At 67.1% G+C, this 15,021-nt stretch carries 11 protein-coding genes; 5 read left to right on the forward strand and 6 right to left on the reverse strand.

Features of this window, described 5'->3' with window-relative positions; translation table 11 throughout:
• Positions 1 to 68: 68 nt before the first annotated feature.
• The 4 genes from ASF60_RS00060 to ASF60_RS00075 form a co-directional block, all read right to left on the reverse strand.
• Positions 69 to 2,387, reverse strand: coding sequence for a glycosyltransferase (locus tag ASF60_RS00060; protein WP_082507651.1), 2,319 nt, complete (start codon positions 2,385 to 2,387; stop codon positions 69 to 71).
• A 221-nt stretch (positions 2,388 to 2,608) separates the two neighbouring features.
• Positions 2,609 to 4,894 carry an AAA family ATPase gene (locus tag ASF60_RS00065; RefSeq protein WP_056178448.1) on the reverse strand — a complete coding sequence of 762 codons (2,286 nt, stop codon included), beginning with the start codon at positions 4,892 to 4,894 and terminating at the stop codon, positions 2,609 to 2,611.
• 674 nt (positions 4,895 to 5,568) lie between these two features.
• Positions 5,569 to 7,068: a CoA-acylating methylmalonate-semialdehyde dehydrogenase gene (locus ASF60_RS00070; protein ID WP_056178451.1), complete on the reverse strand. Its 1,500-nt coding sequence runs from the start codon at positions 7,066 to 7,068 to the stop codon at positions 5,569 to 5,571.
• A 33-nt stretch (positions 7,069 to 7,101) separates the two neighbouring features.
• Positions 7,102 to 8,439, reverse strand: a complete 1,338-nt coding sequence (locus ASF60_RS00075; protein ID WP_056179877.1) for an aspartate aminotransferase family protein — start codon at positions 8,437 to 8,439, stop codon at positions 7,102 to 7,104.
• Between the two features lie 178 nt (positions 8,440 to 8,617).
• Between ASF60_RS00075 and ASF60_RS00080 the strand changes: the two genes are divergently transcribed.
• The 3 genes from ASF60_RS00080 to ASF60_RS00090 all read left to right on the forward strand — a co-directional run bounded on the left by ASF60_RS00080 (position 8,618) and on the right by ASF60_RS00090 (position 11,061).
• Positions 8,618 to 9,166 (forward strand): cupin domain-containing protein, encoded by a 549-nt coding sequence (locus tag ASF60_RS00080; protein ID WP_056178454.1) that lies wholly within the window; start codon positions 8,618 to 8,620, stop codon positions 9,164 to 9,166.
• A gap of 72 nt (positions 9,167 to 9,238) precedes the next feature.
• Positions 9,239 to 10,165, forward strand: a complete 927-nt coding sequence (locus ASF60_RS00085) for a histone deacetylase family protein (protein ID WP_056178457.1) — start codon at positions 9,239 to 9,241, stop codon at positions 10,163 to 10,165.
• Between the two features lie 131 nt (positions 10,166 to 10,296).
• Positions 10,297 to 11,061 carry an endonuclease/exonuclease/phosphatase family protein gene (locus tag ASF60_RS00090; protein WP_162241283.1) on the forward strand — a complete coding sequence of 255 codons (765 nt, stop codon included), beginning with the start codon at positions 10,297 to 10,299 and terminating at the stop codon, positions 11,059 to 11,061.
• Here the strand turns inward: ASF60_RS00090 and ASF60_RS00095 are convergent.
• A complete protein-coding gene (locus tag ASF60_RS00095) occupies positions 10,952 to 12,397 on the reverse strand; it encodes a phospholipase D-like domain-containing protein (protein ID WP_056178463.1) in 1,446 nt (481 codons plus the stop codon). The genes ASF60_RS00090 and ASF60_RS00095 overlap by 110 nt on opposite strands.
• A 300-nt stretch (positions 12,398 to 12,697) precedes the next feature.
• Between ASF60_RS00095 and ASF60_RS00100 the strand changes: the two genes are divergently transcribed.
• On the forward strand, positions 12,698 to 13,021 hold the full coding sequence (locus tag ASF60_RS00100) for an ATPase inhibitor subunit zeta (protein WP_056178466.1): 324 nt from the start codon (positions 12,698 to 12,700) through the stop codon (positions 13,019 to 13,021).
• Between the two features lie 167 nt (positions 13,022 to 13,188).
• Complete coding sequence (locus ASF60_RS00105) at positions 13,189 to 13,494, forward strand: hypothetical protein (RefSeq protein ID WP_056178469.1); 306 nt, start codon at positions 13,189 to 13,191, stop codon at positions 13,492 to 13,494.
• 124 nt (positions 13,495 to 13,618) lie between these two features.
• On the opposite strand, the gene ASF60_RS00110 is transcribed toward ASF60_RS00105, so the two are convergent.
• Positions 13,619 to 14,797 carry an MFS transporter gene (locus ASF60_RS00110; RefSeq protein WP_056178473.1) on the reverse strand — a complete coding sequence of 393 codons (1,179 nt, stop codon included), beginning with the start codon at positions 14,795 to 14,797 and terminating at the stop codon, positions 13,619 to 13,621.
• Between the last annotated feature and the right edge of the window lie 224 nt (positions 14,798 to 15,021).

Consider the following 15,021-nt stretch of genomic DNA (forward strand, 5'->3'; position numbering starts at 1 on the left):
CTGTCGAGGGCGTCAACCGGTTCAGTCAGCCTCGCTGCAAGCGCTGATCAATCCCTGTCCGGCGTCTGTCATCCCGTCAAGCCACCTGTGGTCTCTGCGCTGAGCCCCGGTCGCCTCGTCTCCCGATTCGGGAACAAGGCAGGAAGCAGGGGGCCGTAACACGCCTCCGCTGCGAAAGAGGATCGGGCCACGGCAAGGGCTTCCCGGGCGAGATGGGTCCGACGCGCCGTCGCCGTGAGGAGATCGCACACCGCCACCGCGAAGGTCGCCGCCTCGTCGGCCACCACCACGGCGCCCTCGACGAGAGTTTCGACACCTTCCACTGTCGTCGATGTCGCGACAATCGCCTTGCCGAAGCCCATGGCCTCGATCAACTTGATCTTCAGTCCGGACCCGACCGTCAGCGGCGAGATGACGACGCCGGCCTCACGATACAGAGGGGCGAGGTCCGGGACGACGCCGAGGCACGTCGCTCCCTCTGGGAGGCTGGACAGGCTCCGGGCGACCGAGCCCGCGATCTGCAGGGTGGCGGTCGGATGCCGCGCGCGGATCGTGGGCCAGACCGACGCCAGGAACCACTGCATCCCGATGACGTTGGGTGCTGTGTTGCTGCCGACGAACAGGAGGGTTCCGTCCTGCCCCGGTGCCGGTTCGGCCACGACGGACACCGCCATGGGCGCGAGAATGACGGGTTGGTCGGGCAACCGCGCCCGAACGGCCTCCGCTTCGGCGCTCTGGATCGCCACGACGCCGTCGGACTGGGCGAGCAGGGCGTATTCCTGGTCGGCATCGAGAAGTGCCACGGAATCCTGGGCGCTGGCCTTGTCGAAGCGTGCGACACGGCTGGAGAACAGGTCGTGCATGACGATGAGCGAGCGGGCGTCCGGCCGCAGCACATAGGGCCGCGCCGATGCCAGGAAGGCATAGTCGAGCAACATGGCATCGTTGCCCTGGCGTCCCTGTCGCGCCAGGAACAGGCAATCCTGCCGGGTCAGGGGCTGGCTCACCGCGTACGGAGCGCTCGCCATCCGCCGGCGCGCCAAGATTCGCACCCGCAGTAGAAGATCCTCCGCCACCGACAGGCAGGCCCGCAGCCAGACCTTGGGATCCCGGACCAGAAGATAACTTCCGACGCGAACGCTCCCGCGGACCACAAAGGCGTCGAACGCCGATCGTGTTTCGTCGACCACCCGAAGAAACGGCCACCGGCCGAACGTGGTCGGAGAGGGCGAGAGGTAGCTGACCCGGTAGCCGTGCTGGCGCAGAAAACGCGCGATGCTGATGAGGTAGGCCGAACTTCCGTTGGTGGCACCCGCAATGCGCTGGCGGCTCAGCACCAGGATTCCGGGCTGCTCGGTCTGGAGGGCAGGGGGGCGCTTCCAGGCTCCCAGGCGCCGCTTCAGGGCGGCCTTCAGCGGCAGTCGAAGCAGCCACAAGGCCGCCGGCGCGGCGCGCACGGCCCCGAGGACGGCCGCCGGCGATCGCGCCTTCAGCCCGGCGACCAGCATCGCGAATGCCGCGGCACGCTCCAGGGATGCGAGCCGCTCCCGGTGCGCCGCAACGACATCGGCACCGAGCCTGGCATGCTCGCGCATCAAGCGTTGCTCGACGTCGATCAGGCGGCGGGAATCATCCTCGCTGAACCTGTGGGAGATCGAGGCGCTGTGCTTGCGGTAGAAATACAGGAGTTCAGGGTAGATCCGGAAGGTGCGTCCGGCGACGACGAGGCGCAGCAGGAGGTCTGCATCCTCTCCGATCCGGAGCGTCTCGTCGTAGCGCAGGGCGCCGAGGGCCTGCCGCCGGATCATCGGCTTGCAAAAGCCGAGCGAGGGTCGCGGAGCATAGATCACGTTGGATCGGATGAAACCCGCCGCATCGACCCAGAACGGCGCATCGGCCGCCTCCGGCAGCATCGTGGTGATGCCGGGGCTTCGGTCGTTGAAGATCAGCAGATCATCGGCGACGATATCGGCCTGGTCGGCGAGCGCTGCATCGAGCAGGAATGCCAGCCTAGACGGGTGGATCAGGTCATCGTTGTCCACGATGGCGATCCAGTCCCCCGTGGCGACGTCGAACCCGCGATTCCGTGCGCCTGCAGGGCCGAGGTTTTCCTGGAGTGCGATCAGGCGAACGCGTGGATCACGTTCGGCGTAACCCTGGATGACGCTGACGCTGTCGTCGGGAGACCGGTCGTCCACCACGATCAGCTCGAAATCGGTCAGAGTCTGCGCGAGAACGCTCTCGATCGCGTCTGCCAGATGATCCCGACCGCAATAATTGGCCATAATCACGGAAATGCGGGGGGCGCCGGTGGCCTCGCGGGTCCCACCTGGATCGGGCGCCGCAATCGTCCGGCTCGTTCGCGCCGCTTTCGAGGGAGCGTCCATCGATCAGCCTGTCGGGTCATGCCGCGGCGCACCGGCCAGCGGCGACGTCGCCGTGGCGGGAGACCGCGAGGTCATCGAATGTGTGTGCGACCGAACCGTTTCGCGATGCGAAGATCGATTCTCGGCCATCGAACTCTGGCCAACGCTATTGCGGTCTGTGGCTGGCTCATGGGCCGTGCCCGGGCGTCGAAGGCGGACGATGCCCGGGACGGGAACGGCGATCAGGACGATGCCGTCGTATTGCCGACGTAGCGCGAGCCACCCTCGGAGTTCCACGGCATATACCGTCCAATCCGCGAGCGCTGCTTGGTATGCCGATTCGGATCGGTCCGGTTGAAGACGATCCCCAGCACCCGCGTCGTGTCGAACCGGTCGCGCAGAATGCATTCCGCGAGGTCACGTCGGCTCGGGCGATCGTATCCGACCACCATAAGGTATTCGTCGATGAGCTCGTCGGTCGCACGGACATCCGGGAAGTCGAGGGCCGGAGGATAGTCGACGATGATGAAATCGTAGGATGATCTCAGGGCGTTCAGCAGGGCGACATTGTTGGGAGACCGCAGGATCTCCGACGCATGATCGAGCTGAGGGTCGGCGATCGTCGGCAGCATGTGCAGCTTGGTGCCGCGGGCCTGCAGCGTCACCAGGCCTTGCAGCCGTCCTGTGTTGATCGACTCGAGAAGTCCGGTCTCCGCCTCCGGAGCGAGGGCCTGTGACATCGACGGTGAGCGAAGGTCGTAATCGAGAAGGAGAACGCGCTTTCCGGAATGGGCGAGATAATGGGCGAGGTTCGATGCAACCATCGTCTTGCCCTCGCCGGAAATCGCCGAGATCATCCCGATCACCCGACCGCCATTCCCGGCGCGGCTTGACGGGCGATCAAGCAGCATCTTGACCTCCTGCATGGCCGCCGCCGTTCCGGATCTCGGATTGATCACGGCGTCGACCAGCATGGATCTTGAGACCAGGGGAGGCCTCAAGCCCAGCGCGGCCAGGGCTCTCGGCACGATATCCTTGAGGGTCTTGAAGGTCTCGACGCGGGGGATCATCGCCACGCAGGCCAGGCCGGTCACCTGTTCCACGGCCGACGGCGTCCGCAGGCTGCTTCGAACGAGCTCTCGGAACAGGGCGATCATCAACCCGAGCCCAACGCCACCGACGAGGGCCAGACCGATGATGACGAGGCCCTTTGGCCATGACTTTCGCAGGGGAGGCCTGGCCGGGGAGACCACGCGGGCTTCGGAAATCGGGAAGGACTGATCCTGAACCGCCTGCGTGTATTTCTGCAGGAAGTTCTCGTAGAGGGACCGGTAGGTCTGCGAGGAGCTTTCCAGCGACCGCAACTCGACCCGGGAGCGATTGCTGGTTCCCGCATCGGCCACCAGGCCGTCGAGCCGCTTCTTGATGGCCGCCTCACCCGAGAGCGCAACCTCGTAGTCGCTCCTGTAGGCTTCCGCGAGACGGTTGAATTCGCTGCGGAGGGAGCGCTGGAGTTCCGCCATCTCGGCGCGGGCGTTCACGGCTGCGACGTGGTTGGTGCCGTACTTGGCCGAAATGTCGGCTTCGCGCCTCGCGGTATCGAAATATTGCTGACGCAGACGAACAATGACCTGATTCTGCGTGAGATCGGTCATCGATCCATCGGTTATGTTCTTGTCGACGATGTCCGTGATGCGGTCGAGGCGGGCCTTGGCTTCCGCAGTCTTCGCCTGGGCCACGATCAAGCTTCCGTTCAGGTCGCCGACCTGCCGCTCGCTCATCAGACCCTTGTCGGTGTCGACGATATTCATCTTGGCTTTGTAGTCTTGGACGGCCCGGTCGGCGGCCGTCGCCTGGTCGCGCAGCTCCGCCAGACGGCCCTCGAGCCATCCGCGTCCACGACGGGTCGTCTCGTACTTCGCTTCGAGCTGATCGGCGATGAACGCATCGGCGATGGCGTTGGCGTAGCGAGCGGAGCGCGCTGCGTTCGGCGTACGGACCGAGACCTCGATGATGTTGGTGATGCCGACGCGCCGCACCGAGTACAGCGTCATGAGCTTCTCGGCCGCGGCAAGCTCAAGCTGCTCCTGGGTGAGGGGAGGGCCGCTGCCCATCAGCCCCATCACCGGGCCCAACAGCGATTGAAGCAGGCCTTTCTCGTTCAGCTCCTTGTCGACCGACGGGCCGAGCTGTCGAATCGCGCCGAGGGCAGCGGTGTTCGACCTTAAAATCTCGGTCTGACTCTCGACGATGGCATTGAGCACCTGCGCATCGGTGGCGGTGTTCTGCTGCCGGAACAGCTCGGCCTGGCGCAGATCGATCAGGATATCCGCGGTCGCATCGTATTTTGGCGTTGCGATGAAAAGATACAGGATGGCCAGGGCCAGCAGAAAGGATGCTGAAACGGCAACGATGACCCGTGATCGTCTGAGGAAGGCGAACGCCGACGGAAGCCACGAGAAGGCTTCGTTCCCAGCATCCTGATCGGCATCAAGGTAGGATGCAGAACTACCCTTCACATGAAGCATTATGCTGGCCTGTCGCAATCCGTTCGGATCTGGATGAATATAAGACGGATCGTAGCGTTCAATAAACGGATTTCCGGTCGCGAGCAACATGCCGCACTGCGCGCGAACTCGCGTGAGTCCGGGCGATCGGAGCCGATCTGCGAGGCTCCAGCACAGTAAAGGCTGGTCAAATTTTCGAAAGCACGTGCAGAAGCGCATGCATCAATAAAATAAGTCCGAGTTTTTGTTATCTTGTAATACTATCAATCATTGGTGCTGGATGGTTAGATCCGGGGGCGATGACTGGGTGTCCGTCAGCCTGAATTCAAAAACTTCGTGCTTTCAGTCGCGCGGGTCGACCTTTGTTGACTGATTTCTTAGTTCAGAGACGGTGGTCCAACGTATGTCAGGTTGTACCTGCCGGTATGAAAATCAACGTTAAGATTAATATCCCGAAGATTCGAAGCGTGCCGCCGCTGTTGAAGCAGCCGACACATCGGGTTGAACCTTGGATAGCCACGTCCGCTGTGTGAATCTTTACTGCATACTTACGGACGGGCGCCGAATCCGGTCCATCATCACTCTTTGCGTGACTTCGCCAGCGCTGTGTCTCGGCGACGAGATCGCACCCGCGTTCCGCGACGACCCCGGCGCGCCGGAGTCGTCAAATAGTGTGCGGGCACTCGATGGTCCGCTCAGGACATCGTCGGCATGACGAAGTCGGCACCGGCGCGGATGCCGGTGGGCCAGCGGGTCGTGATGGTCTTCAGGCGGGTGTAGAAGCGCACCCCCTCCGGCCCGTGCATGTGGTGGTCGCCGAACAGCGACGCCTTCCAGCCGCCGAAGGAATGGAACGCCATCGGTACCGGGATCGGCACGTTGATGCCGACCATGCCGACCTCGATCCCGTGGGCGAACTCGCGGGCCGCATCCCCGTCGCGGGTGAAGATTGCCGTCCCGTTGCCGAACTCGTGCTCGTTGATGAGCTTCGCCGCCGTGGCGTAGTCCGGCACCCGGGTGATCGCCAGGACGGGGCCGAAGATCTCCTCCTTGTAGATCGACATGTCCGGGGTGACCCGGTCGAACAGCGTTCCGCCGAGAAAATAGCCGCCCTCGTAGCCCTGCAGGCTCAGGCCGCGCCCGTCGACGAGGAGTTCGGCGCCCTCCGCCACACCCGCATCGATGTAGCCGCTGACCTTGTCGCGATGGACCCGTGTCACCAGAGGACCCATTTCCGAATCCGGATCGGTGCCCGGCCCGACCTTCAGCGCCCGCACCTTGGGGATCAGCTTCGCCACCAGCGCGTCGGCGGTCTTCTCGCCGACGGGCACCGCCACCGAGATCGCCATGCAGCGCTCGCCGGCCGAGCCGTAGGCTGCGCCCATCAGTGCGTCCACCGCCTGGTCGAGGTCGGCGTCGGGCATGACGATCATGTGGTTCTTGGCCCCGCCCAGGCACTGGGCGCGCTTTCCGTTGGCCGTCGCCGTCGCGTAGATGTACCGGGCGATCGGGGTCGAGCCGACGAAGCTGACAGCTGCGATGTCGGGGTGGTGCAGGAGGGCGTCCACCGCTTCCTTGTCACCGTGCACCACGCTGAAGACGCCGTCGGGCAGGCCCGCCTCCTTGAGCCAGGCCGCCACCAGCAGCGCGGGCGAGGGGTCGCGCTCGGAGGGCTTCAGGATGAAGCAGTTGCCGCAGGCCAGCGCCACCGGGAACATCCACATCGGCACCATGACGGGGAAGTTGAACGGCGTGATGCCGGCGACCACGCCGAGCGGCTGACGCAGCGAATGGCTGTCGACGCGGGTGCCGACGTTCTCGGTGACCTCACCCTTGAGGAGTTGGGGGATGCCGGTGGCGAACTCCACCACCTCGAGGCCGCGCTGGATCTCGCCCTTGGCGTCCGACAGCACCTTGCCGTGCTCGGCGGTGATCAGGGCGGCGAGTTCGTCGATCCGGTCCTCGGCGATGCGCAGGAAGGCATTGAGGATGCGTGCGCGGCGCAGGGGCGTGGTCGACGCCCAGGTGCGGGCGACCGCCTTGGCGGCGGCCACGGCCGTGTTCACGTCCGCGGTGCTGGCCAGCGCGACACGGCCGGTCTCCTCGCCGGTGGCGGGGTTGAAGACCGGGGCGGAGCGCGTGCCGGTGCCGGCGACGGTGCGGCCGCCCATGAAGTGGGAGATCGTGGTGGTCATCGTAAGTCCTGACAGAAGGCGCTTCGGAAAAGTTCAGGCCGCGCGGGCGATGGCGTCGCCGAGAATCGACGCCATGGTGTCGATCTGGTCGCGCTCCACGATCAGCGGCGGCGACAGGGCGACGATGTCGCCGGTGACCCGGACGAGGAGGCCGCGCTCGAAGCAGTCGACGAAGACGTCGTAGGCTCGCGCCCCGGGGGCTCCGGGCCGGGGCGACAGCTCGATGCCGGCGACGAGGCCGATCGTGCGGATGTCCACGACGTGGCCGGCGCCCCGCAGGTCGTGCATGGCGCTGGACCAATCGTCGGCAAGATCGGCGCCGCGGGTGAGCAGGCCCTCCTGCGCGTAGATGTCGAGGGTCGCGAGACCGGCGGCGCAGGCGACCGGGTGACCGGAATAGGTGTAGCCGTGGAACAGCTCGATCACCGCCTCCGGGCCGTGCATCAGCGCATCGTGGACACGCCGCGCGCAGAAGACCGCTCCCATCGGCAGGGTGCCGTTGGTCAGCCCCTTCGCGGTGGTGACGAGGTCGGGGATCACGCCGAAGTAATCCGTTGCGAAGGGCGTGCCGAGGCGGCCGAAACCGGTGATGACTTCGTCGAAGATCAGCAGGATGCCGTGCCGGTCGCAGATCGCGCGCAGGCGCTCCAGGTAGCCCGTCGGCGGCAGGAGGACGCCGGTGGAGCCGGCCACCGGCTCGACGATGCAGGCCGCGATGGTCTCGGCGCCGTGGAGCGCCACGAGGCGTTCGAGATCGTCGGCAAGGTCCGCGCCGTGTGCGGGCAGGCCCTTCGAGAAGGCGTTGCGCTCGGGGTCGTGGGTGTGTCGCAGGTGGTCGACGCCCGGCAGCAGCGGAAACACGCGGCGGTTGTTGACGAGGCCGCCCACCGAGATGCCGCCGAAGCCGACGCCGTGATAGCCGCGCTCGCGCCCGATCAGCTTGGTGCGCGTGCCCTGGCCAATGGCGCGCTGATAGGCCAGCGCGATCTTCAGGGCGGTGTCGACCGATTCGGAGCCGGAGCCCGTGAAGAACACGCGGTCGAGCCCGGCTTCCGGGCCGCCCGGCGCGATGGCGGCGAGCCGTTCGGCGAAGTCGAAGGCCGCCGGATGCCCCATCTGGAAGGAAGGCGCGAAATCGAGGGTGGTGAGCTGGCGCTCCACCGCCGAGGCGATGCCCTGCCGGCCATGCCCGGCATTGACGCACCAGAGGCCTGCGGTGCCGTCGAGGACGCTGCGTCCATCGGTGGCGGTGTAGTGCATGCCCTTGGCCGAGGCGAGCATGCGGGGCGCGGCCTTGAACTGCCGGTTCGCCGTGAAGGGCATCCAGTAGGCATCGAGCCCAGGAGCATTGGCTGTCGGGTGGTGGTCCATGAAGATCTTCAACCCAGAGATGTCGCTGCCTCCGAAGAAGCGCCGATTGTCGCGGCCGGACAAGTCCTTTTCTGCGCGAGACGAAGTGCTTGATAAGACGGGGGCTCTGCGGGCAATGTCGGCGAATCCTGAACATCCCTAACGGGCGTTCCGCCCTGGGGCCGACTCACGGGTTCCGATGAGCATCGATCTCGGCGCGCGCCTGCGCTTCGTCCGCACCGCCCACGGCCTGTCGCAGCGTGCGCTCGCCAAGCGCACCGGTGTCCCGAATTCCACGATCTCATTGATCGAATCGAACGGTGTGAACCCCTCCGTGGGGGCCCTCAAGCGCATTCTCGACGGCATTCCCATCGGCCTGTCGGAGTTCTTCGCGGTGGAGCCGGAGCGCTCGCGCAAGGCGTTCTACCGCGCCGACGAACTCACCGAGATCGGCCGGGCGCCGATCTCCTACCGGCAGGTCGGCGACAACCTGTTCGGTCGCAGCCTGCAATTGCTGAGGGAGCGCTACGAACCGGGCGCCGATACCGGCCGCGTGCCCCTGGTCCATGACGGCGAGGAGGGCGGCATCATCCTGTCCGGCCGCCTGGAGGTGACGGTCGATTCGGAGCGTCGCATCCTCGGACCGGGCGACGCCTATTCGTTCGACAGCCGCCGTCCTCATCGCTTCCGCTGCGTCGGTCCCGTCGCCTGCGAGGTCGTGAGCGCCTGCACGCCGCCGACGTTCTGAGGTGGAATGCGCCTCTGGCCGTCACCGAACGATCTGGTATACCACGAGTAGACGCAGGCTTCGGAGCGCCGCATGACCCTTCTCTTCAGCCACGAGGCCGCCTTCGGGCACCGGACCCCGCATGGGCATCCCGAGCGGCCGGAGCGCATGCAGGCGGTCCAGGACGCGCTCGGGACGGAGGCTTTCGCGGCCCTCGACCGCCGGGCGCCGGAGCCCGCGAGCCTGGAGACCGTTGCGCTGGCCCATCCCGAGGAATGGGTCCGGGCCATGGTGGCAGCCGCTCCCGCCGAGGGACTGGTCCATGTCGATTCCGATACCGTGCTGTCGCCCGGCACCATCGACTGCGTGCTGCGCGGGGTCGGTGCCGCGGTCCAGGGCGTCGACGCGGTGATGACGGGCCAGGCCCGCAACGCCTTCTCGGCCATGCGCCCGCCGGGCCACCATGCCGAGCGCACCCGCGCCATGGGGTTCTGCCTGTTCAACAACGCGGCGATCGCGGCCCGTCATGCCAAGGCCACCTATGGGGTGGATCGGGTGGCCATCGTCGACTGGGATGTGCACCACGGCAACGGGACCCAGGACATCTTCTGGGCCGATCCCGCCGTGCTGTTCTGCTCCACCCACCAGATGCCGCTCTATCCCGGCACCGGTGCGGTCTCGGAATCCGGCGACCACGACACCATCGTCAACGCCCCCCTCAAGCCGGGAGCGGACGGCGAGCGGTTCCGCGAGGCGTTCACGGCGCGCATCCTGCCCCGCCTGACGGATTTCCGGCCCGACCTCATCATCATCTCGGCCGGTTTCGATGCCCATTGGCGCGACCCTCTCGCCAATTTGATGCTGGAAGCGGAAGATTTTGCCTGGGCGACCCGTGCGGTGATGACGATTGCGGAGCAGGCCTGCAATGGGCGCATCGTCTCCCTGCTGGAGGGCGGCTATGACCTGCGCGGCCTCGCCGAATCCACCGCCGCGCACGTGGCGGTCCTCATGGAGTCGTGACGGGGCTGGTTCCGACGACGCGCCGGCTCGGGCTTTCCGAGGCGGGCGCCTGACCCACCTATGTGACAATGCTGAATGATCGTCGCTTGGCCCGCTTGACGGCCCGTGCCCTCCAGACCTCCCATGGGCGCCTGGGCCAGGACAGGCCGGGCCTGCGCAAGATCGTCAGCTGGAACCTGTTGCGGCGGGTCGGCGCCAACGTCGCCGGCATCGCCGCGCTGATCGAGCGCGAGCAGCCCGACCTCGTGCTGATGCAGGAGGCCACGAAGGAGATCGAGGGTCTGCGGGCCAAAGTCGGCGGCCATTATGCCTGGGCCCAGATGCCCGGGCGCATCCATGGCCTTGCGGTCTGGAGCCCGACGCCGTTCGTCACGGCCCCGAAGGCCATCGCGCTGCCCGCCGGGGCGATGTTCGACCGGGTCAGTCAGGTCATCGATCTCGGCGCCTTCGGCGTCGCCAACGTCCATCTCTCGCACGGGCAGGTGCTGAACCGCCGGCAGTTGCGCTGCATCGAGCAGAGTCTGCCGGAACGGGCCGCCGTCATCGGCGACTACAACCTCGTCGGGCCGACCCTGCTGCCGGGCTTCCGCGACGTCGGTCCGCGCCTGCCGACCCACGCCATGGCGCGGGTCGTGCCCCTGCGGCTCGACCGCTGCCTCGTGCGCGGGTTGACCTGCCACGGCCGCAGCGTGCTGCCGCGCGGGGAATCGGATCACCGGCCGATCATCGTCCACCTGGCGCCGACCCAGGGGTCCACCCTGCGGGACCCGGCGGAGGCCGACAAGCCTACAGGTATGGCAGCAATAATCGGACACCTGCGTCGCGCAGCCGGACGGGGAGGTCGCGGCGGGACAGGTCCTCGAGCGTCAGCCGAAGGCTCATCTTTTCTCGCATGAAGGCATCGAGGTGCCGGGCCAATCCCGGATCGTAGGCCTCGACGTTCAGCTCGAAATTCAGGCGGAAGCTGCGGGTGTCCCAGTTGGCGCTGCCGATGAAGCACCAGGCGTCGTCGATCACCAGGAGCTTGGCGTGATCGAACGGCGGATCGTCGAGCCAGATCCGGACGTCGCTGCGCAGGAGCGGATCGACATGGGCCCGCGTCGCCCAGTCGACGACGGCGTGGTCGCTGTCCATCGGGATGATCACGTCCACGGCCAGGCCGCGCAGGGCCGCGAGGGAGAGCGCACTGACCAGCACCTCGCTCGGCAGGAAATAGGGCGTCATGAGGCGGATGCTGGTTCGGGCGCAGGTGATCGCCTCGAGCACCACCAGTTCGATCTTGCGCAGGTCCGCGTCCGGCCCCGAGGTGACGACCCGGGCCTGGGTCTCGCCGCAGGGGCCGAGGGGCGGAAACCAGAGCGGCCCCTCCAAGTCCTCGTCCATCACGAAGGCCCAGTCGCTGGCGAAAGCCGCCGTGAGCTGCGCCACGACTGGCCCCTCAATGCGGAAATGGACGTCGCGCACCGGCTCGGGCGGGTTCGTTGCCACGCGATTCTCGTCGGCGATGTTGATCCCGCCCGTGAAGGCGAGCGCTCCGTCGACGATCAGCAGCTTCTTGTGGGTGCGCAGGTTGAGGAACGGCATCCGCCAGGGCAGCACGGAATGCATGAAGCGGCCGACGGGCACGCCGCGCCGTCGCAACCCGCCATAGATGGCAGCGAAGAAGTAGCCGCTGCCGATTCCATCCACCAGGACCCGCACCGCGACGCCCCGGTGATGGGCGTCCTCCAGCGCCGACAGGAAGGCGCGCCCGATCTCATCCTTGCGGAAGATGTAGCTTGAGAGCGCCACCGAGTGCTGCGCCTCGCCGATCGCCGCCAGCATCGCCGGATAGACCTGATCGCCGTTGCGCAGGGTCTCGATGCGGTTGCCGGCCTGGAGGGAGAGGGCGGTGATGCGCTGGACCGCCCGGTCGAGGGGGCGGAACCGCTCGGGCAGGGGCGGTCCTTCGGGCTCCTCCGCGCGGTCTGCCGGGTTGGGGCGCGACGGCTTGATGCGCAGCTTCTGCGCCCGGCGCGTGACCCGGTTGACGCCGAACAGGGCGTAGAGCGCGCTGCCGAACAGGGGCGCCAGCCACACCAGTCCGATCCAGCCGATGGCCGCGCCGACCTCGCGCTTGCGCAGGAGGATGTGGATGCTGATCAGGCCCGACAGGGTGGCGCCCGCAAGCCAGACGACCTCGGTGGGAATCGACGCCAGGGCGCCGATCCATGAGAGCAATGCCTGTTCCAACGCCGCTCCCGATCCTCGATCCAGCGGGGAGATACGCCAAGGTCGACCGATGCGCCAATTCCCGGTGCGCGGAGGTCCGAGTGCGCGGAAGTCCGAGTGCGCGGGAGCATGACGAAACATCCAGAGCGCTCGGCCCGGTCGCGCCGGCTTGCGTCCGGTCGAAGCCAGGAAAGCCCTGCGGGTGCTCCAGATCGCGCCGTTGCTTGATCTTTGTGAAGGTAAACTGGTCTTCGATCTCGTAAATGGAGGCGAAGAGGATTTGGCGTAAAACTTGGCCAATATTCAGGGAGGGTGGCGGGGATGTCTCGCTTGTTCGAGGAGCGCGAGCGTGCGGCCGAGATGCGGTTCGTCCGCTCCGAGGAGGCGCGGTTCCTGGCGCATTGTCAGGGCGTGAAGTCGCTGGCGGCCTATGCCGCCGAACTGCTCGGCGTCGACCGGCTCAGCTCGGACGCCTACGCGGACGAGCTGATGGCCTCGGTTATCCAAGGGGCACGCAGCCAGGCCCTCGTGGAGCGGGTCCAGGCCGACCTGAGGGCGAACGGCGTCTCCGCCGAAATCGGAATCCTGGCCCAGCAGTTGTGCAGGCCACCCGGACCCGGAGCCCAGGCGCCTCGCCCGGATTGAACCGCGTTCCGGCCCGGACAGGCGTCGGTACGTGAGGGGGCTGGTGGCGCGGAGGTCCGGAGACAGGAGCGCCCATCCGGGAACGCGTGGCCACCAACGTCCAGACCCATGAACTTCCGGGTGTTTCGGCGGTTGCGTCACCGACGTCAACCGAAACGGACGAATCCATGCATTTCCGGACCCTGGTACACGCGGCGGCATGGGGCGTGTGCCTGTGCGGACCCGCTTTCGCCCAGACGCTGGCGCCCACCGGTGGCGCCGGCAATACGGGCGTGAGGCCGCCCTCGATGGCGCCCGGCGAAGTGCCCGACGCGACGGGTCCGGCCGGCCGCCCGGCTCAGGCGGTGCCCGGCAACCCCAGCCCGACCTCTGTCCCCGGCAGCACCCCGGGCGTCAACATCGGCGGGACACCGACCAGCGGCCCGCCCGGCACCGGCGGCACTTCGGGCGGTCCCTCGATCGGCAACCAGTAGGGTCCGGCTCGCACGAGGGGGTCCGAGAGTCTGTCAGGTTCTTTCTGAACCAGCCAGACCCCCGAGGCTTTCGTTTTCGTATATCTGGTCGGGAGAACCGGTTTCTACCGATCCGCGACAAACTCTAGCGCGAGGGGGTCGTCGCCAGGCGCCGGGCCGTGACGACCCCGAGGATGGCGATCACCAGGGCGCAGAGACCGAGGGACGCCCCTTGTCCCAGGCTCTGCAGGGCTCCCCCCAGGATCGCCACGCCCAGCGCCTGCCCGCAGAAGAACGAGAAGGCGTGCAGCGCGACCGCCGAGGCCCGGGCGGTCGGCGCTACCTCCGTCACCTGCACCTGGAAGGTGTTGTGGAGCATGTAGAAGCCCAGACCCATGGCCACCAGGGCGGCACAGTCGAGCTGCCAGGTGCCGGCGAGGCCGAGGGTGACGAGAGCCCCGGCGCAAATGAACCCACCGCCGATCAGCATTCGCGACATTCCGAGGAAGCGCAGGAGCAGGCCGACCGAGACCGAATAGAGCAGCCCCCCGGCGGCGAAGCCGGCGAGCGCCAGTCCGGCCTCGCGGGCGCCGCCCTCGCCGCGCGCTTCGATCAGCGGCGCGAGGTGGGGGAAGATCCCGAACACCGAGATCGCCTCGATGAAGACGGCCCCGAACAGGATGCGGGCGCGCGGATTGCCGAGGATGGTGCGGTAGCGCGCCACCGCCGTGCGGAATTCCGGACGCCGGGCCGCCGCGGCGTCCCTCCTGTCGAACCCGATCCAGGCCGCGCCGCAGCCCAGGGCCGCCACCGCGGAGGTGATGGCGAAGACCCCGGTCCAGCCGATCACCCCCTCGATCAGCCCCGCGAAGGTCGAGCCTGAGAGCTGCCCGAGGATGACAGCCACCAGAAAGCGGCCGATGGCGACCTGGCGGCGCTCGATCGGGATGCGGTCGCCCATCAGCGCCAGGGCGAGCGGGACGACACCCCCGGCACTGCCTCCCGCGATCATCCGCAGCACGAACAGGGTGTCGAGGTTGGTGGTGACGGCGCAACCGGCCAGCGCCAAGGTGAGAATGGCGAGACAGATCGCGATGATCCGCTCCTTGCCCAGGGCGTCGCCGACGGGCCCGAGGATGGGCTGGATCAGCGCGTAGGGCAGGGCGAAGGCGGTGGAGAGCAGCGCCACCGTATGGGGATCGCTTTGCAGGTCGCGCGCCAGCACGCCGACGAGCGGTTCGATGGAGCGGCCCGCGAAGGTGCTGGCGAAGCCCGCGAAGGCCAGGATCACGATCAAGCGCGTGGTCGAGAACTCCGCCGTCAGGTCCGATGTCTTTCGTGTGATGACGCTCGTCCTGCGAAGGCCGACGAGCCCGGTTTCGACTGGCCTTCGCCATACGTGGTGGAACTGGCCACGTCGATGCGAAGATCATCGCCGCTGGCCGGACGGGCCGTCCGGAGCGGAAGCATACCCACAGATTTCGTCGCAAGCCTCGAGATGTCCAGGTGCCAGGACCAGGTACCCGGAAGAGAATCCACCAAAATAGG

The sequence above is a fragment of the Methylobacterium sp. Leaf113 genome (genome assembly GCF_001423325.1).
GTDB lineage: Bacteria > Pseudomonadota > Alphaproteobacteria > Rhizobiales > Beijerinckiaceae > Methylobacterium.

What these genes read in the sequence shown, in the direction of transcription:
- ASF60_RS00060 (WP_082507651.1), bottom strand. Translation starts at nt 2,387, where the DNA reads ATGGACGCTCCCTCGAAAGCGGCGCGAACGAGCCGGACGATTGCGGCG.
- ASF60_RS00065 (WP_056178448.1), bottom strand. Translation starts at nt 4,894, where the DNA reads ATGCTTCATGTGAAGGGTAGTTCTGCATCCTACCTTGATGCCGATCAG.
- ASF60_RS00070 (WP_056178451.1), bottom strand. Translation starts at nt 7,068, where the DNA reads ATGACCACCACGATCTCCCACTTCATGGGCGGCCGCACCGTCGCCGGC.
- ASF60_RS00075 (WP_056179877.1), bottom strand. Translation starts at nt 8,439, where the DNA reads ATGGACCACCACCCGACAGCCAATGCTCCTGGGCTCGATGCCTACTGG.
- ASF60_RS00080 (WP_056178454.1), top strand. Translation starts at nt 8,618, where the DNA reads ATGAGCATCGATCTCGGCGCGCGCCTGCGCTTCGTCCGCACCGCCCAC.
- ASF60_RS00085 (WP_056178457.1), top strand. Translation starts at nt 9,239, where the DNA reads ATGACCCTTCTCTTCAGCCACGAGGCCGCCTTCGGGCACCGGACCCCG.
- ASF60_RS00100 (WP_056178466.1), top strand. Translation starts at nt 12,698, where the DNA reads ATGTCTCGCTTGTTCGAGGAGCGCGAGCGTGCGGCCGAGATGCGGTTC.
- ASF60_RS00105 (WP_056178469.1), top strand. Translation starts at nt 13,189, where the DNA reads ATGCATTTCCGGACCCTGGTACACGCGGCGGCATGGGGCGTGTGCCTG.